At 49.2% G+C, this 23175-nt stretch carries 14 protein-coding genes; 11 read left to right on the forward strand and 3 right to left on the reverse strand.

Translation table 11 applies throughout. The features are described from left to right. Window positions 1-45 precede the first annotated feature (45 nt). Both BMZ54_RS10290 and BMZ54_RS10295 read left to right on the forward strand, forming a co-directional pair. Entirely contained in the window at window positions 46-807 is a 762-nt protein-coding gene (locus BMZ54_RS10290) for a basic secretory protein-like protein (RefSeq protein WP_238386544.1), read from the forward strand. A 181-nt stretch (window positions 808-988) separates the two neighbouring features. Beyond that, window positions 989-1945, forward strand: coding sequence for a hypothetical protein (locus BMZ54_RS10295; RefSeq protein WP_238386545.1), 957 nt, complete (start codon window positions 989-991; stop codon window positions 1943-1945). Between the two features lie 189 nt (window positions 1946-2134). Here BMZ54_RS10295 and BMZ54_RS10300 read toward each other — a convergent pair whose 3' ends face one another. Then, window positions 2135-3244, reverse strand: coding sequence for an alkene reductase (locus tag BMZ54_RS10300; RefSeq protein WP_089910200.1), 1110 nt, complete (start codon window positions 3242-3244; stop codon window positions 2135-2137). A 641-nt stretch (window positions 3245-3885) separates the two neighbouring features. Here BMZ54_RS10300 and BMZ54_RS33555 point away from each other — a divergent pair. Next, window positions 3886-4191, forward strand: coding sequence for a helix-turn-helix domain-containing protein (locus tag BMZ54_RS33555; protein ID WP_394332708.1), 306 nt, complete (start codon window positions 3886-3888; stop codon window positions 4189-4191). Window positions 4192-4272: 81 nt separating this feature from the next. Here the strand turns inward: BMZ54_RS33555 and BMZ54_RS10310 are convergent, their stop codons facing one another. Continuing rightward, window positions 4273-5067 (reverse strand): DUF4846 domain-containing protein, encoded by a 795-nt coding sequence (locus BMZ54_RS10310; protein ID WP_089910207.1) that lies wholly within the window; start codon window positions 5065-5067, stop codon window positions 4273-4275. Window positions 5068-5227: 160 nt separating this feature from the next. Further along, window positions 5228-8413: an Ig-like domain-containing protein gene (locus BMZ54_RS10315; RefSeq protein WP_089910210.1), complete on the reverse strand. Its 3186-nt coding sequence runs from the start codon at window positions 8411-8413 to the stop codon at window positions 5228-5230. A 263-nt stretch (window positions 8414-8676) separates the two neighbouring features. On the opposite strand from BMZ54_RS10315, the gene BMZ54_RS10320 reads away from it, so the two are divergent. The 8 genes from BMZ54_RS10320 (at window position 8677) to BMZ54_RS10355 (ending at window position 23170) form a co-directional block, all read left to right on the forward strand. Then, window positions 8677-9255, forward strand: coding sequence for a Crp/Fnr family transcriptional regulator (locus BMZ54_RS10320; RefSeq protein ID WP_089910213.1), 579 nt, complete (start codon window positions 8677-8679; stop codon window positions 9253-9255). Window positions 9256-9339: 84 nt separating this feature from the next. Continuing rightward, window positions 9340-9750 carry a VOC family protein gene (locus BMZ54_RS10325; RefSeq protein WP_089910217.1) on the forward strand — a complete coding sequence of 137 codons (411 nt, stop codon included), beginning with the start codon at window positions 9340-9342 and terminating at the stop codon, window positions 9748-9750. Window positions 9751-9906: 156 nt separating this feature from the next. After that, a complete protein-coding gene (locus BMZ54_RS10330) occupies window positions 9907-10689 on the forward strand; it encodes a hypothetical protein (protein WP_089910220.1) in 783 nt (260 codons plus the stop codon). A 230-nt stretch (window positions 10690-10919) separates the two neighbouring features. Further along, complete coding sequence (locus BMZ54_RS10335; RefSeq protein WP_143080961.1) at window positions 10920-13466, forward strand: galactose oxidase; 2547 nt, start codon at window positions 10920-10922, stop codon at window positions 13464-13466. 1267 nt (window positions 13467-14733) lie between these two features. After that, window positions 14734-16983 carry an outer membrane protein assembly factor BamB family protein gene (locus tag BMZ54_RS10340; protein ID WP_089910226.1) on the forward strand — a complete coding sequence of 750 codons (2250 nt, stop codon included), beginning with the start codon at window positions 14734-14736 and terminating at the stop codon, window positions 16981-16983. A 68-nt stretch (window positions 16984-17051) separates the two neighbouring features. Then, the gene (locus BMZ54_RS10345) at window positions 17052-17954 is read left to right on the forward strand and encodes a sugar phosphate isomerase/epimerase family protein (RefSeq protein ID WP_089910229.1); all 903 of its coding nucleotides are present in this window, start codon (window positions 17052-17054) and stop codon (window positions 17952-17954) included. Continuing rightward, the gene (locus BMZ54_RS10350; protein ID WP_089910231.1) at window positions 17951-19822 is read left to right on the forward strand and encodes an FG-GAP-like repeat-containing protein; all 1872 of its coding nucleotides are present in this window, start codon (window positions 17951-17953) and stop codon (window positions 19820-19822) included. The genes BMZ54_RS10345 and BMZ54_RS10350 overlap by 4 nt, the downstream gene beginning before the upstream one ends. Before the next feature lie 207 nt (window positions 19823-20029). Then, window positions 20030-23170, forward strand: a complete 3141-nt coding sequence (locus tag BMZ54_RS10355) for a SusC/RagA family TonB-linked outer membrane protein (RefSeq protein WP_089910234.1) — start codon at window positions 20030-20032, stop codon at window positions 23168-23170. Window positions 23171-23175 lie beyond the last annotated feature (5 nt).

A 23175-nucleotide genomic window follows, 5' to 3' on the forward strand; every position in this document is an offset into this window, starting at 1 on the left:
GATCGCTGTACTCATCAAACTCCCGAATGAAAAACCCGAAATCAAATGAAATTTCCTCTTAAAAACTCCATTATCTCCGGTGCAGTAAGCATGCTTTTACTTTCTGCCTGTAGCAAAACATCACTTGTTACACCCGACGACGTACCAGGCACTAATGAACTGTCTGTAAACAAAGGCGTAAAGGTACAGGCTGTACAGCCCGTGGGCACCGTGGTATACACCAGCAACGGTTATACGCTTACCTTTACCAACAATGACGGTACCTTTGATACTGCGGAATATCAACGGTTGATCAACACTTTCTTCACCGTTTATCCAAAGTTGCTAAATCGTTTTTATACCGGCGCTACAAAGCAGGTGAAGTTTGTTATAGACCCGAACTACACCGGCGTAGCCTACACATCGGGCGATGTTACTACCTTCAGTGCTGCCTGGTTCCATAGCCACCCGGAAGACATTGACGTAGTTACCCACGAAGTAATGCACATTGTGCAGCATTACACCGGTGGCACGCCTGGCTGGCTAACAGAAGGGATCGCCGATTATGCACGTTACAAATTTGGTGTAAATAACGGTCCTGCCGGTTGGTCATTACCGGCCTGGAATGCTTCGCAAAACTACACGGATGCCTATCGTGTAACCGCCCGCTTCCTGGCCTGGCTGGAGCTGCATGTACGTAGCACTATTGTTAATGATCTGAACACAGCATGCCGTAACAAAACTTACACCAGCAATACCTGGAACCAGCTAACGGGTAAATCCGTTGACCAGCTGTGGTCCGATTATTCACAAAACCCTGCATTATAACAGTAATTAAAAATTTGAGCTGAGCACATTAGCGTTGCTATTCTATTCACTCATCAGGGAGCGATGAGCAGCAGGTCCACTTTAAGCAGCGCTATTTATTTCCACGAACCGTACCCACGGCTGTTGTAACCCGGCAGCCGCAGACACCCGTTTTTATTTTTCATTATTTAAACTAAACCGCATGAACTTACAATCGTTCAGGACCAGCACTATGCTAAGTATTTCTGTTCTGTTATTTTCTTTACTAAGCTCCTGTGGCAAGGAGGATAATATTTCCATGCCAGCCACTAAGGACGCTGCTGTTAAATCCTCTGTCAAAGCCGCAGTGGCAGCGCCGCCGGCTACCTGGCAGGAGCATTGGTTTGAGCATGTGCAGCTCTTAAACCGTAAATTCTATGATGATGATGTTGCCGTGTATTTTGATAATGATGTAAGCAGCAGCGTTACCTGGCCCAATACTTATATGGGCGATGTATGGCGCTACACCAAAGGCTTATACGGCTCCTTTGGCTCAGACCCGCGTTTGTTTGCCATTTTCCATACCGGCAAGTACAGCGGCGGCCATCCCTCCACTTATTTTGACGCAAGCCATGATAACCGCAACGTAATAGATGTAGGATCCAACAGTACCAGCGCCTGGTTATCCGGTACCGGCAACGACCTGGATATTACCACGCACGAAGTAGCGCACATTGTGGAAGGCGCTTCCAAAGGTTATCATAACTCCCCGGCCTTTGGCATCTGGGGCGATAGTAAATGGGCAGAGATCTTTATTTACGATGTATATAAAGGTTTGGGCAGAACAGCTGATGCTACCCGCTGGTATAACCTGGTGATCAATGGTTCGGATAACTTTCCCCGCGCCGGTACGCAATGGTTCAAGAACTGGTTCTATCCCATTTACCAGCTGGGCGGCTCTGCAGGGTTAAATAAATATTTCACTTTGCTGGCGCAATATTTTCCGAAGAATGGGCAGGACTATTCCCGTGCTATGAACATGGGCGAGTTTGTACATTTCTGGAGCGGCGCAGTAGGCCGTAACCTGAAAGCGCAGGCTACTACCGCTTTCGGTTGGACCTCCACCTACGAAACGCAGTTTAACCAGGCACGTGCTACCTTTCCGGGTATCACTTATTAATGTGTTGATGTGTTAATATGCTGATTGTTAATTAATGACGGCTGGCGCCCATTGTATAAATGGGCGCCAGCCGCTTTTTTGTGGTGATGGCGGAAGGTGAGAGGTACCTACCCAAATGGGGAGGGTACAGGGACTGCACAGGGAGTGCACAGGGACTACACAGGGAGTGCACGGGGAACAAGGCTGTGATCACACGCAACAGGGCGTTGTATCCTGTTGCATAAGCGGGTAATCAATAAATCCTTCATCGCCTCCCTGGTAAAAAGTATCCACATCGCCAGGTGTCAGCGGCGCATTCAACCGGAACCGTTCCACCAGGTCAGGATTGGCAATAAAAGGCCTGCCAAACGCAATAAGATCAGCCAGGCCGGATTGTAAAGTGGCTTCGGCAGAAGCGGCCGTATAACCACCGGCCAGCATCAGCAGGTTAGGAAAGCGTTTGCGCACATCCCATAAGAACTCCTGCGGTATGGGCGGGCGGCCGTTGGAGGATTGATCGGAAAGATGGATGTACAGGAGATCCAATTGCCGTAAGGCATCTGTAAGGTACAGGTGTGTGGCTGTTTCTTCAGCATACGGAGGCAGGTCGTTCAAACCTGCAAAAGGAGAGAGCCTGATGCCGGTACGTTCCCGGCCAATGGCCGCTGTAACGCCTTCCACGATCTCCAGTAAAAAGCGGCTGCGGTTCTCAATACTGCCGCCATAACGGTCTGTTCTGCGGTTGGTGTGCGGATGCAGGAACTGCTCCGGTAAAAAGCCATGCGCGCCATGTATTTCCACACCATCAAAGCCTAATGCTATAGAAGTTTCAGCAGCCTGTATATGTGCATCCACCATGGCTTGTGCACCGGCAGTGCTGAGCGCCTGTGGGTCCGGCATGGGTAAATGCCGGTCGCCGGCTATACGCATCACACCGGCTGCCCTTATTGCAGAAGGGGCTACCAGCGGCGCTTCCCCTTCATGGTTCAAGGGGTGGCCTATACGGCCGGTATGCACCAGCTGTACAAAGATCTTTCCATTGCGGGCGTGCACTTCGTCCACTACCTGTTTCCAGCCGGCTTGCTGGGCCGTGTTATAGATACCCGGCGCATCCACATAGCCGACACCGTTAGCCGCTACTGCGCTGTTCTCTGCTATGATCAAACCGGCGCTTGCCCGTTGCGCATAATAGGTGGCTACAGAAGGGCTGGGGATGGTTTTCAAAGACCGGTGCCTGCTCATGGGCGCCATTACAACCCGGTTGCGGAATGTAAGGGCAGGAGTAACTAATGGCGACAGCAATTTTTCATTCAAACTCATGATACAATAATTTTTCTGGCATCAAAATTACCGGTAGCGGCTACAGCAGAACAGTGACAAAACAAGGTTTTTCCTGTAAATTGGCAGGTATGGAACACAAAGTTTTACACCAGCCTTTTGAGCTGTATGTATCTGATATGGAATGCTGGAATGAGCGCCCGCTGATCTACCATTTCTTTGAGATCGTGCGGATCCTGGAAGGGAACGGCATGCGTGAGGTGAACCGTAATAAATTCCCTTACCACAAGGGAAGCATTTTTCTTTTTACGCCGCTGGACTGCCGGGGGTTTGACATTGAAACGCCTACCCGTTTCTGCTCCATCCGCTTCTCAGAGGTGTTCCTGAAGCAATGCAAAAATGCGCAGGACCGGGAACGCATCACACAATGGCTTAAACAGCTGGAACATATCTTCTCGCACCATAACCGTTTCCAGGAGCTGCTGGTAAAAAATCCGGGCGACTGTGATATGATCGCTACACTTATGAGCAGCATGGTAGATGAGTATGAGCAAAAACAATCTTATCATGAAGAGAACCTGCAGCATTTTGTAACGCTGATCCTGAATATCCTGGCCCGCAATGTAGCCAACAATACAGGCAGCACTGCCACGGGATTGGAATCAGAACCGCTGATCAACCGCATGCTGCTGTACATTCACCAGCACATCAACCTTCCTGAAAAGCTGAAAATTGAACACCTGGCATCACATTTTAATCTCTCTGCAAACTATGTAGGCGAGTATTTCAGGAAGTTTGCGGGGGAAAGCCTGCAGCATTATATTACTCAGTATAAGATAAAGCTGGTGCAGCAACGTCTGGCTTACAGCACGCTTACCATTAGCCAGATTGCCGGTGAGCTGGGCTTTACAGACGAAAGCCATTTGAGCCGGCAGTTCAGGAAGTATAGCGGGGTAAGCCCGGTGGAGTACAGGAAAAGTAAAAAGTAAAAGGGAAAAAATTAAAAAAGGAGAGCGTCTCGTAGTCTCTGGTCTTAATACAATTTGCCGCTTTGTTTCCTTCGCGACACGCTAGAACGTTTTCAGATCCTTCTGGTAAAAGGTCCATTCGGGTGTTTCTATGGGATCTGCAGCCTTTAGGGAATACCACGGAGATAATTTGCCATCTTCAGGATTCTTCAGCACGTGAATGCTTTGAGCAGGCATGTAGCTCTGGGAAAGCAGGAAAATGGTATCCTTTGTTATAGGATTATAAGCCATGTCCATCACTGTAACGGCGTGGCCGTAGGGATCACCCTTCTGCACAAATACAGCACCAGGCTGCATCCCGGACATAGGGATGGTTTTCAGCTGTGCATGTAATGAGCGGGTGCCGGCATACGAAAAAACGAGGTTAAGATATTGCCTGAAAGTAGCATAGCTGTAATTTTTGGATTGCTGCCGTTGCCAGCGGCACTGGTTGCCGTTCACATTCAGGCGGAATCCTTCGGCATAATGCACATAATCACACCGGAAGCCGTTCGTTAAAGTAAAAACAATCTCGCTATACCTTCCCGCCTGGTAGAGGAACTCAGCACGCAGGCGGATCACGGCATCAGCGCACTGTTGCAGATCTTTGTTGCCGGTGTCCATATCAAGTACGGCGTATTGAGCATCCTGATTTGTTTTCTTTGCACCATTGAAGAGATAAACAGTTTTATCCTGAGTCAGAGCCAGGGTGCGCAGGTAAGCACCGTATGAATTTGCCGGTTGCGCCAAACGAACATACCCGGCAGGCAGGGGAATATCCATTACCTTCTTCAGCGCTAACGGCGGATGAGCTGCACAAATGATGATTGCTATAACAACAAGGGAGATCCTGATCATATAACACAGATGCAGAACAGGGTAATTTCCATAAACCTCCCGGATACTAATAACAAAAAGGCCGTCCCAAAATTACTTTTGGAACAGCCTTTTTATTTCCATTTCACGCACTACTCACCCCCGCGCACCCGGCTATGGACCATGGACTATCGACCATGGACTACTGCTTCACAAACTTCAGCAGCAGCGTTTCATGTTGTTTGTTCATGAGCTGTATTAAGTACATACCAGCTGGTAAGCTGTTCACATCAAGAGGATAAGTACCACTCAATTTCCCTTCCTGCGATAACTGCGTGCTCCATGTTCTGCCATTCATGCCCACTATTTTGATCTGTTTAATGGCTTCACTGCTCAGTATCTGTGCCTGTGCGCCGGCTACCGGGTTCGGATACACGCTGGCCGTCCATTTGCCGTGCGTGGCTGCCGGATGGCTGGTAACGCTTGCACCACTGGTACGCGCAGCACCGGCAAAGGGGCTGCCATAGGCTTCCAGCTCAAACAGGGAGTAACCATATTGCGTGGTCCTGGCAGTACCATAAATACGCAGGTAGCGTCCGTGGCCGCTTAAGCCTGTCCAGTCGTTAATAAGCGCACTGTTATTGGTAACGGTCTTTAAAGCGCCGTTCCAGGTATTAGGATCATTGGATACCTGCACGAGGTAATCTTTACCGGCCGCAGTTTCCCAGGTAAGCTTTACGCGGTTAATGTTGTAGTCCGAGCCCAGGTCAACCACAATCCATTGCGGATCGCTGAAAGCGCTGGACCAGCGGGTGCCTGCATTACCATCTACCGCATACTTACCTTCAAAGGAAATATTCTCGTTAGCGGAGGTAGTGGTGGTTTTATTCAGCGCCAGGTTAGGCTGGTTGTTGCCGGCATTGGGCGTGGTGTAATATACATTGTCTATGTAAAAGCTGGTTGCTGCTGCAGGCGCATCGCCGGAAAAGGTAAATGCCTGTGTAACGGCTGCCAGGTTAGTACCGGTTAAAGCGCTTACCGGTATGCTTACTTCGTGCCATTGCCCGTCCCTTACCAGGCCATATTTCTGCTCAGCGGCGGCATAGTTAATATCTGTTTGCCCGCTGCTGGAAATTACGCTGAAACGGAAAGAGCCGGCATAGGTAGTTTTAAAGGAGAATTTCAGGAAACCGGTACTGAAGTTCGTAAGGTCGCGCACATCATTAGCTACGCCTAACCCAAACCAGTTATTGGCTGCCGCAGTAAAGGCCATTACTTCAGAACCTTCTGCCGGCGTGGCATTGGCAATGGTGGTAAGGTTGTTCCACACATAGAGGTTAGCATCCAGTCCATAGGTAAGCTTATCAGTGATAGAAGCATCTTCACTGTATACGCCATACTTATCTGCCGTGATCTTATTATCCTTTACCGTGATGGTTACCGGCGCGGATGTGGTGCTGCGTTTACCATTGTCCGTAGCTTTTACGGTAATGGTATAAGTTCCCTGGTCCACATTTTCCCAGCTAAAGTTATAGGGCGCTTTATTGAGTGTACCTAATAACGTAGTACCGTTAAAGTATTCTACTTTGTAAATGCTGCCATCGTCCGTAACATTTGCGCTGATCACTACTTTGGCCGGTTTGCGGTAAGGCGTGGCAGCAGTGGGCGACGTAATGCTTACCTGCGGCGCGGTGTTGCCGGGTGCTGCTATCAGTACGGTTACAGGTTTGGAGGTAGTGATCTTACCCTGGTTATCGGTTGCTTTGGCAATCACCTGTGCAATGCCTTGTGTGGAAGTGTTCCAGGTAAAATTAAATGGCGCAGTGGTTTTGGTACCGATCAGTTTAGTGCCGTTAAAGAAATCTACTTTAGTAATGCTGCCGTTAGGATCACTGGCATTGGTTTGAATATTAATTGCCGCCGGCGTGGTGAACACGGTATCATTAGCCAGGTTGGTGATAGCCACTATGGGGGCGGGATTGTCAGATACGCCACCGGTATAATAAATGTTATCGAAATAAAAGTCAGCAGCTGTTGCCGGTGCATCGCCGGAGAACATGAACAGCTGCGTTACCTGCATCAGATCCAGCGCACTGCCAAATTCACTTACGGGAATAGTTACCTGGTGCCATTGGCCATCCCTTACCAGGCCATGTTCACTGGTACTGGTAAAGTTCACCCAGCCTTCTGCACCATCGGTAGCAATACCTACTTTGAACGGCGCGGTGGAAGTGGTTCTCATGTGGAACTTTAAGCTACCAGTTGCAAAGTTGCTCATGTTCTTTGCATCATTGGCTACGCCTAAGCCGAACCAGTTACCAGCATTGGCGTGAAAAGCCCAGCCATTGCTGCCTTCAAAGGGAGCCGGCGCAGGGCTGATGCTGGTAATGTTGTTCCACAGGAACAGGTTGGCACCCTGGCCAAATACTACTTTATCGCTTACCGCTGTGTTATCGGTAAAAATACCGTAGTTGCCTTCCGGCGCGTTGTTAGTGCCCAGGATCAGCTCTTCGCCCTGGGTTACATCCTGGTACAGTTTAAGATAATCTATTTCCATGCGGCCGGGCAGCGGCGCCGTTACACCGCTTTCTGAAAGTATACCGGGGTAATTGCCGCCCACAGCAAGGTTCAGCAGAATATAAAATGGGTTCTGAAAAGCATCCAGCCCATTACCGCCTGCAATACCTATTTTGTAATAGGGTTGATTGTCCAGGAAAATGGTCAGGAAGTTGGGATCCCATTCCAGCTTGTACAGGTGAAAAGCATCGCTAAGCTCCGCGGCTTCTGTCACCGTGTCTTTGGCATAAGTGGCATGGCCGGTATAGCCGCCAGGATTTTCCGTCCACCAGTGTGTGGCGGCGCTTACGGTCTTATTAGCCTTGCCCGCCGCAATAGCGCCGGCAAAGCCCATCTCTAAAATATCTACTTCACCATTATGCGGCCAGGTACCGCCGGTAGTGCCCAGCATCCAGAAGGCGGGCCATAGGCCGTTGCCTACTTTGGGTACTTTAATGCGGGCTTCCAGTGCGCCGTAGCGGAAACTTACGCGGCCGGCAGTTTTAATACGGCCGGAGGTAAAGGGTTTGCCCCCCATAGCTTCGCGCCTGGCTTCAATGATCAGACTTCCATTTTCAATGCGCACATTTTCAGGGCGGTTGGTGTAATATTCCAGCTCCGCATTGCCCCAGCCGCAATTGCCTTTGGCGCAGCCATCGCCGGTTTCATAGGTCCACACTTTTGGATCTAAGGTAGTGCCGGTGTTAAAGTTCTCTTCCCATACCAGCTGACGCTGCGCATGTAAGCATAATGGCAATAATAAAAACAGGAGGGACGCAAACATGCTGCTGCGCGCCTTCAACAGATCTGTTGAGTAGATGGGGCTTTTCATATGGTACAATTTAAATGACGTGGTTCAGCCATATACGTATATGGCAATTATACTAATAACAGGGCCAGGGAAGTTTTTTGCTCATGGAATAAGTGCTACACTATATAGGCTTTAGATTACAAGGGCTTTCCGGGCTATTACTGTTCTTTAATGGATAACAGGTACAAATGTACGTTTTAAGCGGTATCAAAGGTGTTGGACAGTTGAAAAAAGTAAAATTGGTATCTTTATCGTGGGTGGGGTAAATAATAACACTGTACATCATGATCACCGATATATTTTTCCGCAAGATCCGGACATATGCTGCACTGACCGAAGCCGCAGAAGCAGCATGGACAGCGTTGCTCAGAGAGAATAAATATGCACGCGGTGAAAATTTTATACGCGAAGGGCAGGTGCCAAATAGGCTGGCCTTTGTAGTAACAGGGCTTTTCTCTCAGTACTATACTTCGGACGATGGCAGCATGGTCATCAAATATTTCTTTCCCGAACAGCGCATTGCAGGCTCCATGAGCGCCATGCTAAAAGCTGAGCCAGGGGCTTTTACCATAACCGCGCTGGAAGATACCACGGTGCTGGAATACGATTTTGCTGCGTTTAAACAGCTGGTGGCTCAATACCCGGATATAGCGGCTTTTTACATAAGGTATATGGAGCAGCACTGGATCGTTGAAAAAGAGCCCTACGAGATCTCCTTGCGCCACGACACGGCAAAAAAACGCTATGAGGAGCTGCTACACAAATACCCGCAGCTGATAAAACGGCTAAAAAAACACCAGATCGCTTCTTACCTCGGTATTACACCCACCCAGTTGAGCCGGATCTTTTTCGCCAATAAATAATTTTTTCATTTCTCAACATATGTAAAAGTTTAGGAAAGAACATTGCTGCAGTTTTGTGTCATCAATCACTTAAAACACAAAATAATGGCAACAAAGATCTTCATCAATCTACCGGTAAAAGACCTGGCAGCGTCCATGGCATTTTTCACCAGCCTGGGTTTCACCTTTAATCCCCAGTTTACTGACGAGAAAGCCGGCAGCATGGTTATTAGCGACAATATTTTCGCTATGCTGCTCACGGAAGAGTACTTTAAAACTTTCACCAGGAAGAACATTGCTGATGCAAAAAATACTACGGAGGTACTGATAGCGCTGGATGCTTCTTCAAAAGAGGAAGTGCAGACAATGGTTGCAAAGGCCAAAGACGCAGGCGCGGTGATCTATGCGGAACCCCAGGACCATGGCTGGATGTACCAGCACAGCTTTGCTGACCTGGATGGGCACCAGTGGGAGATAGTGTATATGGATATGTCCCAGCTTCCCGGGCAGGAGTAAAAAACGGTCGTATAAATATATTAGAAAGAGCCGCAGTCAGATCTGTGGCTCTTTTACTATTACGAGCTTACAAACACATTTTCACTAAGGCAGCAGGCGGGTTACAAATATTATTTCAACTTTGTATCTTTAACTCAACCCTAACCTGGCCGATTCATGAAAAAGACCCTCTTAACACTGACATTTTTACTTTGCGTTATAATATTAAAAGCGCAGCTTTTTAGTGAAAAAAGCTTATACTCCAACACCACCGGCATTCGCGGTAAGTATTTCAATGGAACTGGCGGCAGAGGGTATTGGACTTATGAAAAACTGGATGCTTTCGGAAGAACTATTGAAAAGAATAGTCATAAGAAGAATGAACTCCTGGGAAAAGATTTATACCAATACAATGATAAGCATGACATAACCCAAATTATCTATGCTTACAGTATCAGCAATCCCCAAAGAGTTGACACTGTTAAGTATGAATATGATTACATAAACGATAGAATAGCCTTTCAGAAATGTAAGTGGTTTGCCAATAACGATTCAACGATCTACCGCCTGGTAGCAAACCAGGGCGATTCTGTGCTTACCTACCAGGAGATCTCATATCATTGTCCGCCAGGGAAAAAGGCAGATCATTCCTTTGAACGGACCTATATTTTAACCTACCAGGGCAGCTTACTCGTTAAAAAAGAAGTAATAACTGATGATAAAACCAGAGAGATAACCAGCTATGAGTATTATAATAATGGAAAATTAAAACGCAGGACCATCAAAAGAGAACCTGAACCTGAGCAACAGGGTGTTTACGTCGGCGGTCCGGGAAGTGATGACCAGTTTTACCGGTATGCCTACGACCGTGAAGGAAGAATTAAGAAACTTTACACCATTGTTGAAAATAAAACCTATAAAGTGGCAACCTATAGTTACGAAAATAAAACCCGGGATTAGACGGTAAAACTATGATGCCCATGCCTTACACACCTGTGGCGCAATGCTTTTTTCGCGCCCTGGCTGCAGCAGAGCAGCTTCCGGAAGCTATAAACGGCCCCTGCAGCCCTTTATGAATGGTAAACGGAATATTCTAAATTCTTGCTAAATTAGGTGCGTAAACTTTAGCTTTATTGAACAAGGTGTGTACACAGATTAAATTCCACAAATTCATAACCGGCCTTTTTATCTTGTTAATTGCCTGCTGCAGGGTATTGGGCCAAACCTATGGACTTGATTTCCGCAGTCATGAGGTTGTTCAGGATAAGCGCACGGGTCTTGCCCTAGGCCAGGAACATGCTTTATGTTTTACCGGTAATGTGGAGCTGTCTTTTGAAGTATCTTTTTTACCCAATCAGAAAAATTATTTCGGTTACCTGGTGCGCGTCATCGCCAATGACGGCCGTAATATCGATCTTATTTACGACTACGATAAATCGCCGCCCGTACGGCATTTCAGGATCGTGATAGGCGATACCTTTTCCCGCATAGTGTTTGACCTGCCGGGTATAGGCACACAGGATCAGTGGCATACCTTCCGCCTGCAGTTCAATAAGGAGAAAGGCGTGCTGCGCCTGCTGGCCGATGGCCAAACCTTTGAACAGCCGCTGGCGCTCAGTGATAAGAACTGTTATCAGTTATTCTTTGGCGCCAACGATTACCAGAATTTTAAGAACTCTGATGTACCGCCCATGATGCTGCGCAACGTCCGCATCCGGGAAAATGACCACCTTAAACATTACTGGCCTTTGAACGAAGCGGATGGTGAGGTAGCAGCAGATTCCCTGGGCAGTAACAATGGTGTAGTAAACAATGCGTTATGGGTAAAAAAAATGCGTACCAACTGGCAGGCCTTGCAGTCGTTCACTATCAACGGTGCTGCCAGCCTGGCTTTTAACCCGGCAGAGGAAACAGTATATATTATTGGGCGGGATTCTTTATTCCGCTATTCCATCCCCTTAAATAAAATGAGAGCAGATGCGTACAGCACCGGTCCGCAGTCGATCTCCATTAAATATCAGTCCTATTATAATGCAGTAGATAAAAAGATCTATCTCATTCCCGTTACTCTGCAGGATATGGCCGTCCTGGACCCGGCCACCCTGGCCTGGGATAAACAGCTGCCTTCGTTTACAGATGGTATGAACTACTGCCATTTCAACAAATATTATTCACCGGGAGACAGCGCTTTGTACACTTTTAACGGTTACGGTTTCTTTTTATACAAGACCAATATCTACCGCTATCATATGCCCACAGGCACGGTGCAGCTGATAGATTCATCCAAAACCAAAATGACGCCGCGTTACCTGGCGGCGCTAGGCCCCGCTGCGCATGGGGCTTACATTATGGGCGGATATGGCAACCCATCCGGCCGGCAGGTGCTGAACCCTAAGAACCTGTACGACCTTAATTATTTTGATGTGCGCACCCGCACTTTCAAAAAGATCTATGACCTTAAAATAGATACGGAAGAATTTGTATTTGCCAACTCGCTGGTTATTAACGAAGCTGCTCATACCTATTACGGGCTGATATTTCCCAAGCATAAATTTGATTCAGAGCTGCAATTGATCCAGGGCTCTTTAACGCAGCCTGTATTTCAGGCAGTGGGAGATAAGATCCCCTATAAGTTCCATGACATCCGCTCTTATGCAGATGTGTTTTACGATAGTATTGCCAAACGTTTCATTGTACCGGCTTTGCTCTATGATGAAGAAACCAGCCGCACTACTATCAGCATGTATTCTTTATATGGCCCGCCCTTGCCGGTGCAGGCGCCGGAAGCTGCGCCACGTAACAGTTACACGGGATTAATTGCTCTGGGCGCCGGCGCGGTATTACTCCTGCTGTTTGCAGCCTGGCAGCTTTACCGCAGGTTCCGGCGTAAACAGCCTGCTGTAACAACAGCACCCGTTATACCCACACCTATTCCGCAGGAACCTGTTTTGCCGGTAACAGCGCTGCAGCCGCAGTTTGATGTTGCTTCCGCAGCGCCTGCAGTACCAGGTCAGGAAAAAGTGCTCATTCACCTGTTCGGAGATTTCCAGGTACGTGATAGCAACGGCGAGGAGCTCACGAAATTATTTACGCCCCTCATCCGTGAGCTGTTCCTTGTAATACTCTTGTACAGCATCCGCTGGGAGCGGGGTATCAGCTCTGAGAAGCTAAAAGAGCTGCTATGGTCTGATAAAACTGCTGCCAGCGCACGTAACAACCGCTCCGTAAATATTGCCAAGCTAAAAAACATCCTGGAAAGGATCGGGTTTATCCGTATTTCCAAAGACACGGGTTACTGGAAAATAGATCTTGATGAAGACAAGGTGTATATCGATTACAGCCGTTACCTGGGCATTATGCGCGACAAAGGCCAGCTCAATAAACACCGCATGAGCGGCCTGGCAGACATCATTCAGCGGGGCAGCTTTCTCACCAACGACGAGCATGAATGGCTGGACGCTTTCAAATCCGAGATCTCCAACGAGATCATAGACACCTACATGCACTTCGCCTCTTCTGTAGACCTGCGCGAAGACCCTGATTTCCTGATCAAAGTAGCGAACTACATCTATTACTTTGACCCGGTTAACGAAGACACCATGAGCATCAAATGTAAATCCCTGGCTTACCTTGGCAAACACTCCCTTGCGCGCGATACCTTTGAACATTTTGGCAAAGAGTACAAGCGTTTGTATGGCGAGGATTTTGAGAAGAACTTCCAGGAGATTTTGGAGTGAGAAGCTTATAATTAATCCTTCTTCGTTTGATGTAACACCGGGTAGTCTCTATTTTGCTTTATTGCTTTCCCCCGGGTGGTATCGCTTTCCCGGAGGTCCAGTAAACGGGCTGCACCCGCCTGTTGTGTAAATCTATTTAGCTATTATATTATCGTATCAGCAATGGATTGCTGTTAAGCATTGTCAAGCGTATCACGCCGGGTAAAGGCCCGTTTACCCGGACCTCCGGGGGCCGCGGAGATCGGAGCGATTGGGGGCCTTGTTTCAGGACGGTCAAATGAACTTCCCGCATTACTAATACCGCTATCCTGGAGGACCGGTAAACGGGCTGCACCCGCCTGTTGTGTAAATCTATTTAGCTATTATATTATCGTATCAGCAGTGGATTGCTGTTAAACTTTGTCAAGCGTATCACGCCGGGCAAAGGCCCGTTTATCCGGACCTCCGGATTCCGCGGAGATCGGAGCGATTGAAGGCCTTGTTTCAGGACGGTCAAATGAACTTCCCGCATTACTAATACCGCTATCCTGGAGGACCAGTAAACGGGCTGCACCCGCCTGTTGTGTAAATCCATTTAGCTATTGTATTATCGTATCAGCAGTGTATCGCTGTTAAACTTTGTCAAGCGTATCACGCCGGGCAAAGGCCCGTTTATCCGGACCTCCTGGGGCCGCGGAGATCAGAGCGATTGAAGGCCCTGAGAAAACATTTTCCATCATTCAGCATAATTACCTGTCATTAACGATCATTTCATTATCTGTCATCTATCTCAGTATTGCTATCGCTGGGGTTCCTCACTGTTTCCTCTTGGGGTAGTTCTTCCGCGGATCCGAGCTGCGAACCTTTGCCCGGCGTGATTCGCTTGATAGCGCCCCATTATTCCCCTCAGCCCCTACGACCTCCAAAGCCCAATAGACATTCAAAACAGGCGGGTGCAGTTCGCAGCCGGATCTGCGGAGAACGATCTACTTAAAGCCAATCATCATACAGTTTGCACCCAGTGATCCACGAAGTACAATCCCCCCAAAAGAAATTTGCATAACCTGCAACAAATTTTCCCATTCGCTTCGCTCATTCGCTAACCCTCCGCTCATCCGTCATTACAACCGCTCACTAATGCCGTTAACAGTAATTAACACCATTAACCCCGCTGTTAATCCTTTATTAGTTCTTTATTAAGGCTCCGCAGTTAATTTTACCCCTGCCTTCATTGGCAAACCATTAAAGTCACGAAGGACTTACAGCTAAAATTCCACGTCATTTTTTTATGCGCCTGAAGCAGAGGAAAAGAGGTATCTCAAAAGTATGGGTAGTACTGGTTTTGTTTGCCTGTAATGTAACCGTAAAAAGCGGCAGGCACACCAGCTGGCAGCAATACGGCGGCGGTGCGGATCAGTCCAGGTTTATGGAGCTGAAACAGCTCACCAAAGCCAATGTGAGCCGGCTGCAGGTAGCCTGGAGCTATCCCACGGCGGACAGTGTACAATATCTGTTCAGCCCTGTGATCATTGATACCGTAATGTACCTGCTGGCAAAAAATAATTCGCTGGTAGCGCTGAATGCAGCTACGGGCAAAGAACTGTGGATCCATGCCAACCTGGGAGGTATTACCTGGCGCGGTATCAACTACTGGGAAAGTAAAGATAAAAAGGACCGGCGTCTGATCTTTTGCCTCAACAATACGTTGCAGGAAATTGATGCAGCCACGGGAAAGTCTATAGCCAATTTTGGTACTAATGGGTATGTATCGCTGAAAGAAGGGTTGGGACGCGATCCCAATACTTTCTCGCGGGTACAAAGCACTACACCGGGGGCGGTGTTTGAGAACCTGATCCTGCTGGGCTCTTCGCCCGGGGAAAACCTGTTCTCGGCACCAGGACATCTAAGAGCATACAACATCATCACGGGTAAGCTGGAATGGGTATTCCACACCATTCCGCATCCGGGTGAGTACGGCTATGATACCTGGCCTAAAGATGCTTACAAATATGTAGGCGGTGTAAACACCTGGGGCGAAATATCGGTAGACGCTCAACGCGGCATCGCATATTTTCCCGTAGGCTCGCCTACATATGATTACTACGGCGCCGACCGTGCCGGCAGTAATTTGTTCGGTAACTGTTTGCTGGCGCTGGATGCACGCACGGGAAAACGTTTATGGCATTACCAAACCGTGCATCATGACCTGTGGGATTATGATCTTACCGCAGCGCCGCAGCTCATTAGGGTAAAGCATGAGGGCAAGTGGGTAGATGCCGTGGCGCAGGCCACCAAGCAGGGTTTCCTGTTTGTGTTTGACCGTGTGACCGGGCAACCCTTATGGCCTGTTGAAGAACGGCCCGTGCCTTCCAGCGATATGCCGGGCGAAGAAACCTGGCCTACGCAGCCGGTGCCCACAGTGATACCGCCTTTTACCCGGCATGTGGTAAGAAAGGATGATCTCAATCCTTACTTTACGCCGGAGCAAAAGCAGCACTGGGAAAAGCGCATCGCCGCAGCACGCACGGGTTTATTCACCCCGCCGTCTGACCAATACGAAACCATGATTATACCGGGAGCAACAGGAGGGGCCAACTTAGGCAACTCCGCTGCCAATCCCGGAAAGGGGCTGGTGTATGTAGCCAGCATGGATTACGCATCAGTATTCAAGCTGGAAAAGCTGATGCCCAATGAAGGACCTATGACCGCCGCCCGCAACAACCGCGCACAGGCTGTATATGCGCAGTATTGCCAGTCGTGCCATGGCGCTAACCGCGGTGGCGGCCTGGGGCCATCATTATTGAACCTGGGTACCCGCGTACCGCTGGAGAATTTCAAAACCATCCTAGCCACTGGTAAAGGACAAATGCCCGGCTTTCAGCATATAGATGAAAAGAGTGTAACAGACTTGTATGGTTTTCTGGCAGGTATTCAAAGTAATGAAGCCATGCGTGCCCGCCCGCCGAAGCCTGAACCGCTAATGCCGGCAGGTCCGGTAGTAGCCTCCGGTGGAATAGCCGCACCGGATAGCATTGCAGGGCGTTCATCTAAAATGATGCGCACATACCCGGAAGGCGTGAAGGCGCCCGAAGATCATTACACTACGGATTATGGTTTACAGTATTCCAATTTAATGAGCCCTTTGTGGTCGTCCATTACGGCATATGACCTGAACACCGGTACGGTGAAATGGCGGGCGCCTTTAGGGCAGGATGAGCGCATAGCAAAGCTGGGCGGCAAGGGCACCGGTATTCCCATTGGCTCTCAGCGTAAAGGTATGATCGTTACCAGCACCGGCTTACTGTTTGCTACTGCCAAAGGTGGCAGGCTGTATGCCTTTGATGCAGATAACGGACAGGTATTATGGACCGGCAACCTATCCTGGGAAACCCAGGGGCTGCCCGCTATGTACCAGGTTAAAGGGCGTCAGTACATTGTAGTAAGCGCCAATGCACCTTTCACGAATGAAACAATTGACAGATCAAACGCCCCGGGTGCATTGCCCCGGAGTTATGTAGTATATGCATTGCCGGAATAGATATGCAAATGTGCAAATGAACGAAGCGATAAACCGGCATTAAACATCTGTACATTAAAACTTACGCTATGAACAGAAAAGCCTTCATCATCCAATCCTCCGGCCTGTTGCTATCCGTATGGGTATCATCTGCGCTCCCTGCGTTTGCGGGCGGCAAAGATAAAATGGACCGCGTCGGTATGGGCACCGTATTGTTCCGCTATCGTTTTAAACAAACCCGTCCTAAAGAGATCCCCACTATAAAGAACGAGCTCACCCTGGCAGCTGTGCCGGCGTATTATAAAGAACGTTTCAATATCCGCAATCTGGAGTTCTGGAGCAATCATTTTGAATCGCTGGAAAAGCCTTACCTGTCCATGCTGAAGGATCGTATTAAAGCAGCCGGCAGCCGTTTGGTGAATGTGCAGGTAGATAGCAGCTACGACCTGGCAGCGATTGATGAAGCAGAACGGCAGCGCAGCCTTGTGCATGTAAAAGAATGGCTGGATGCAGTGGCATATGTAGGTTCAGCCTGCGTGCGTGTAAATCCCGGCAGGGCAGGCGGCTCCCTGGAAAAAAGCATTGCCTCCATGAAAGAAATTAACCGTTATGCCAAAAGCAAAAAGCTGGTGCTGCTCACTGAAAATCACTTTGGAATTGAAATGAACCCGGACACGCATATACGAATTGTAAAAGAAGCCGGCCCGGATAATATTTATACTCTCCCGGATTTTGGTAACTATCCTGTGAAAAGCATGTTTGCTTCCCTTGAAAAAATAATGCCGTACGCCTATCTCATTTCCGCCAAGGTCATGAAGTTTAATGAACATATGCAGCACACCTCCTATGACTTCGATAAATGCGTGCAGCTGGCGGAGCAGCACGGCTTTAAGGGCATTTACTCCGTAGAGCAATGGAGCCCGGAGTTCCAGGATGCGGATTATGAAAAAATAGGCGATTGGTTAATTGAACACGTGAAGAACAATATATGAGGGTGCTCATTATCCTGTTACTGATGGCACTAAGCGCACATGCGCAAACCGGGCAAAGTTTTGTACCGGATGGCACATTCAGTGGTTCGGCATTAGGCCCCTGGCATGTATTAGGCGCTGCAAAGTGGCAGGCGCAGAACGGCACACTCACGGGTACGGCTAATGGAAACAGCGGCTGGCTGGTGCTGGATAGCAGCTACCAGGACGTGGGGCTGCATGCACAGTTCAAATGTACGCCCGGTACAGAAGCCGGTTTCCTGTTCCGTATGGAAACAAAGAACGATAGCACTAAAGGGGTGCTGGTATCCCTGAAAGACAGCGGCATCATAATATATAGCATAGTGCTTAACACGCAGGGTAAAGAGCTGTTGCGCGAGCCATTACGTTCCGCCGGCAGCATTGTGCGCCTGGCGCCGCCGCCTGATCCACGGGGCAGCAGCAATAACAATAATAACAACCGTAACCGCCGTGCTGGCGGGCCGGAGCTGCCCTTACAACGCCCGGAAACCGCCCTGCGTCCTAACGGCTGGAACACGATTGAAATATTTATAGATGCCAGCATCATCCGCAGTTTCCTGAATGATGGCCGTGAATTAGGCGCTGCTGCCGCCGACGATGCAGGGCTTTATGGCCCCATAGCACTGTACGTAGGCAACGGCACAGCGCAGTTCAAAGCAATAGGCTGGAAGGACCTGGCCCAAAAGATCATCCCCCAGGAAGCTACCGGCCCGCGTTTCCAGGTACAGCGCATTAATGATATGTATTATTCCTGGGGCGCAGCAGCAGCAGACTTTAATAAAGATGGGTATACCGATATTGTGGCCGGCCCTTACATTTACTTTGGCCCGGATTATACCCGCCTGCGGGAGATCTTTCCCGCCTCAGCCTACAATCCTTCCAAAGAATTCACAGAAATTAATTGCCAGTATACTTACGATTTCAATGCCGACGGATGGCCGGATATTTTTACCGGTCCGCCCCGTGCTACTGTGTACCTCAATCCCAAAGGGGCTTCCCGCCGCTGGGATAAGTTTGAGGTGATCCCCTCCGTGCAAACAGAGATCACCGTGTTCAGGGATCTTGATGGCGATGGTGAACCGGAGCTGGTATATGGCGCAGAAGGTACGCTGCGTTATGCCAAACCCGATCCGGCAGATCCCTCCAAACCCTGGGTGCCGCATATTATTTCCGGCAACGGGTATATGATGGGCCATGGTATTGGTACCGGCGATATTAACGGCGACGGGCGTACGGACATTGTAAATCCCAATGGCTGGTGGGAGCAGCCAGCTACGGACAATGGCCAGCCATGGCCCTATCATCCGGCAGCCCTGGCGCGTTATGGCCACCGCAGCACCGGTGCAGGCGGCGCAGTAATGGCAGTATATGATGTAAATGGCGATGCGAAGAACGATGTGGTCACCAGCCTCAATGCACATGGTTTTGGCCTGGCCTGGTTTGAACAAACGCAGGATAGTAAAGGCAATATCACCTTTACGCAGCACCTCATCATGGACGATTACAGCAGCAAAAATGCAGGCGATGTAACTTTTTCCCAGATCCACGGCACTACGGCCGCAGATGTGGATGGCGATGGCATCCCGGATTTTATTGCCGGCAAACGTTACTGGTCGCACCTGGACAATTACTTTGACCCGGACCCTTATGGTGCGCCGGTGCTGTACTGGTTCCGTACTGTGCGCGATACCAAAGCACCCGGCGGCGCTACGTTTGTACCGGAGCTGGTGCACAACCGTTCCGGCGCAGGATCAGATATCCTGGCAGCAGACCTGGATAAGGATGGACGGGTGGATATTATCACCTCCACCGACCGGGGAACTTTCATTTTCTGGAATAAAAGGAAATAAGACCGATCATAAATAAAAATAAACCGTGTGGGTTAAATGACGCGACAAAAAAGCAATAACCGGTCCCCAATTAGTGCACTAATTATGGTGTTTGTTAATGGGAATGGCAGGCCGGTTAATCTGTAATTAAGCATTTGTTAAGCGGTGCCCGCTTAATTTGTCGCCCGGTACAACCAATTTTTAAATCCACATTTTAAACACCACGGTATGAAAAAAATTCTATTTATGGTACTGGCGTGTTGTGCGATGCTGCAAGGCTACGCACAGAACATCGCCGTCAGGGGCAGGGTCACGGACGACACCGGTGGGCCGCTCATTGGCGCAGCCGTAAAAGTAAAAAATGGTAACACGGGCACCGTTACCAACACAGAAGGCCGGTTTAATCTCAACGCTCCCGGCAATGCTACCTTAATTATTTCCTATGTAGGGTACGAATCAAAAGAAGTACAGGCCTCCGCACAGGAGCTGAACATTTCCCTGGCGCGTAATAACAGCAGCCTGGGCGAAGTAGTAGTGGTAGGCTACGGGCAGCAGCGCCAGGCTACCCTTACCGGATCCATTGCCACCATAAAAGGCGATGAGATCAAGACCACCCGCAATGAAAATGTGCTGAACATGCTCACCGGTAAGCTGCCCGGTGTGCGCGTGGTACAGAACAGCGCAGAGCCGGGGTCCTTTAACAACAGCTTCGATATTCGCGGTTTAGGCTCACCGCTCATTATCATTGACGGGGTACCCCGCGGTAACCTGAACCGCCTGGACCCGAATGATATTGAAAGCATTTCCGTACTGAAAGATGCCGCCGCCGCTGTATACGGCGTGCAGGCCGCCAATGGTGTAATATTGGTCACCACCAAAAAAGGGAAGGCCGGCACCACGCAGTTAAACTACACCGTTACAGTAGGCATGCAAAAACCATCCGGCTTACCCAAAGTGCTGGACGCTACGGACTGGATGACCTTATTCAATGAAAGAGCCCTGCATAACGTGAACGGTGGTACGCCGGTGTACAACCAGAACGATTTTGACGCTTATGCCAACGGCACCAAAACCAGCACCGACTGGTATGGCGCAGTAGTACGCAACACCGCCCCGCAAACAGAACACAGCCTCACGGCCAGCGGTGGCTCGGAAAAAATGACTTACTTCGTAAGCCTGGGTTACCTGAGCCAGCAGGGCTTCTGGAAATCGGGTGATCTGAATTACAAAAAATACAACGTACGCTCTAACCTTACGGCAAAAATTTCCAGCACACTTACTGCGGAGCTGCAGCTGAGCGGTATTTCCGACACCCGCAACCAGCCCTATGAAGATTCCTGGAGCATTTTTAAAGCCCTGTGGCGGCATCCGCCCACTTATTCATTGTATGCAGATAACAATCCTGATTATATAAACTACCTGGACGATAACGGCACCAGCGCGCTGGCCCTTACCAATGCAGCCATTGACGGGTATAAACGTTCTGTGTCCAATACCTTCCAGGGCACCTTTACACTCAACTATGCCGTGCCTTTCCTGGAAGGCTTAAATGCCAAAGCGCTGTATAGCTATGATTATGCTATGTCAGACAACAAGAACTTTGCACGCTCTTTTAATGTGTACCAGGCAGTGAAAGTGGGTGATAGCACCGTGTTTAATCCCAAACCGCTGCAAACGCCTTCTAACGTAAACCGGTATTACTCCGCCGCACCTAACACCATGCTGCAGTTCTCGTTAAACTACAGCCACACCTTTGCCAAAGCGCATAATGTGGATGTGCTGGCATTGTATGAGGAGCGCACGCAAAAGTCGGACAACTTCAGCGCCAGCCGTTACCTGGTATTAGGTACGCTGGACCAGCTGGGCACCGGCACCACAGCTAACCAGATCGGTACGCAGGACCTGGGCGGCTTAACCAATTATGCCACCAAAAGTTATGTGGGCAAGCTGCATTACGATTATAATGCAAAGTATCTGCTGGACCTCAGCGGCCGTTACGATGGCTCCTCCCGTTTTGCACCTACGGGCCAATGGGGCTTCTTTCCAGCCGTATCTGCCGGTTACCGGATCTCAGAAGAAAGCTTTATTAAGGATAATCCAAAGCTCACCTTCATTGATAATATTAAGTTCCGTGCCTCTTATGGTGTGATGGGCGATGCCAGCGGCCTGCGTTTCCAGTACCTCACCGGTTACGACTATCCTTCATCCGGCAACCTGCAAACCCTGCCCGGCGGTTCAGTGTTTGATGGCAATTACACCAATGCATTGGGTTTCCGCGTACTGCCTAATCCTGATATTACCTGGTTTAAATCCAAAACGCTCAACTTCGGTTTGGATGCCGATTTCTGGAAAGGCTTATTCGGCTTTCAGCTGGATTGGTTTAAAAGAGATAGAAATGGATTGTTAGCCAACCGCCTGTTATCCCTGCCCGGTTCATTAGGCGCAGCGCTGCCGCAGGAGAACCTGAACAGTGATCAGAGCAGCGGCGTGGAGCTGTTGCTTACGCACCGCAACCGCATCGGGCAGATCAATTATAACATCAGCGGCAACATTTCTTACTCCCACACCAAATGGAAACATTATGAACGCGCAGTAGCCGGTAACTCTTACGACAACTGGCGCAATAATGTGAATGATCGTTATAACGATGTATGGTGGGGTTATACCGGCGCCGGGCGTTTTGAATCCTTCAATGACATTTATAACTACAACATAGACAATGGCGGCGGCAACCGCGCAACCCTGCCAGGTGATTATAAATATGAAGACTGGAATAACGACGGTTATATCGATGACCTGGATCGTCATCCGATTGCATCCACGTATAATGGCAATACGGACCGGGGTACCAGCACACCCAATCCGCCCCTCATCAATTTTGGGGTAAGCATTGGGGTTAGCTACCATGGATTTGATCTGAGCGCGCTGATACAGGGAGCCGCCATGAAATGGATCGCTTACCCGGAAGCGCTGGCTACGCCGCTGAACTTTAACGGCAATGCCCTGGAACAATACATGGACCGCTGGCACACAGCAGATCCTGCGGCAGACCCCTACGATCCCAATACGCAGTATGTGCCCGGTTATTTTGCCATGACAGGCACCGGCTTCGATGGGAACTCTTCTTTTGCAGTAAAGAATGCTGCCTATGCCAGGCTTAAAAGCGTGGAACTGGGCTATACATATGTGTTTTCGAAATCCGTTACCCGTAAGGCCGGTTTAAGACAAGCCAGGCTGTATGTGAATGGGTACAACATTTTCACGGCAACGGGCATACGCTACGTGGATCCGGAACATCCGTCGGATCTGTACGGGTATGTGTACCCGCTGAACAAAACGTATAATGTTGGGCTGAGTGTAGATTTTTAATGATT

Origin of the sequence: Chitinophaga rupis, from assembly GCF_900109685.1 — a bacterium.
Taxonomy (GTDB): Bacteria; Bacteroidota; Bacteroidia; order Chitinophagales; family Chitinophagaceae; genus Chitinophaga; species Chitinophaga rupis.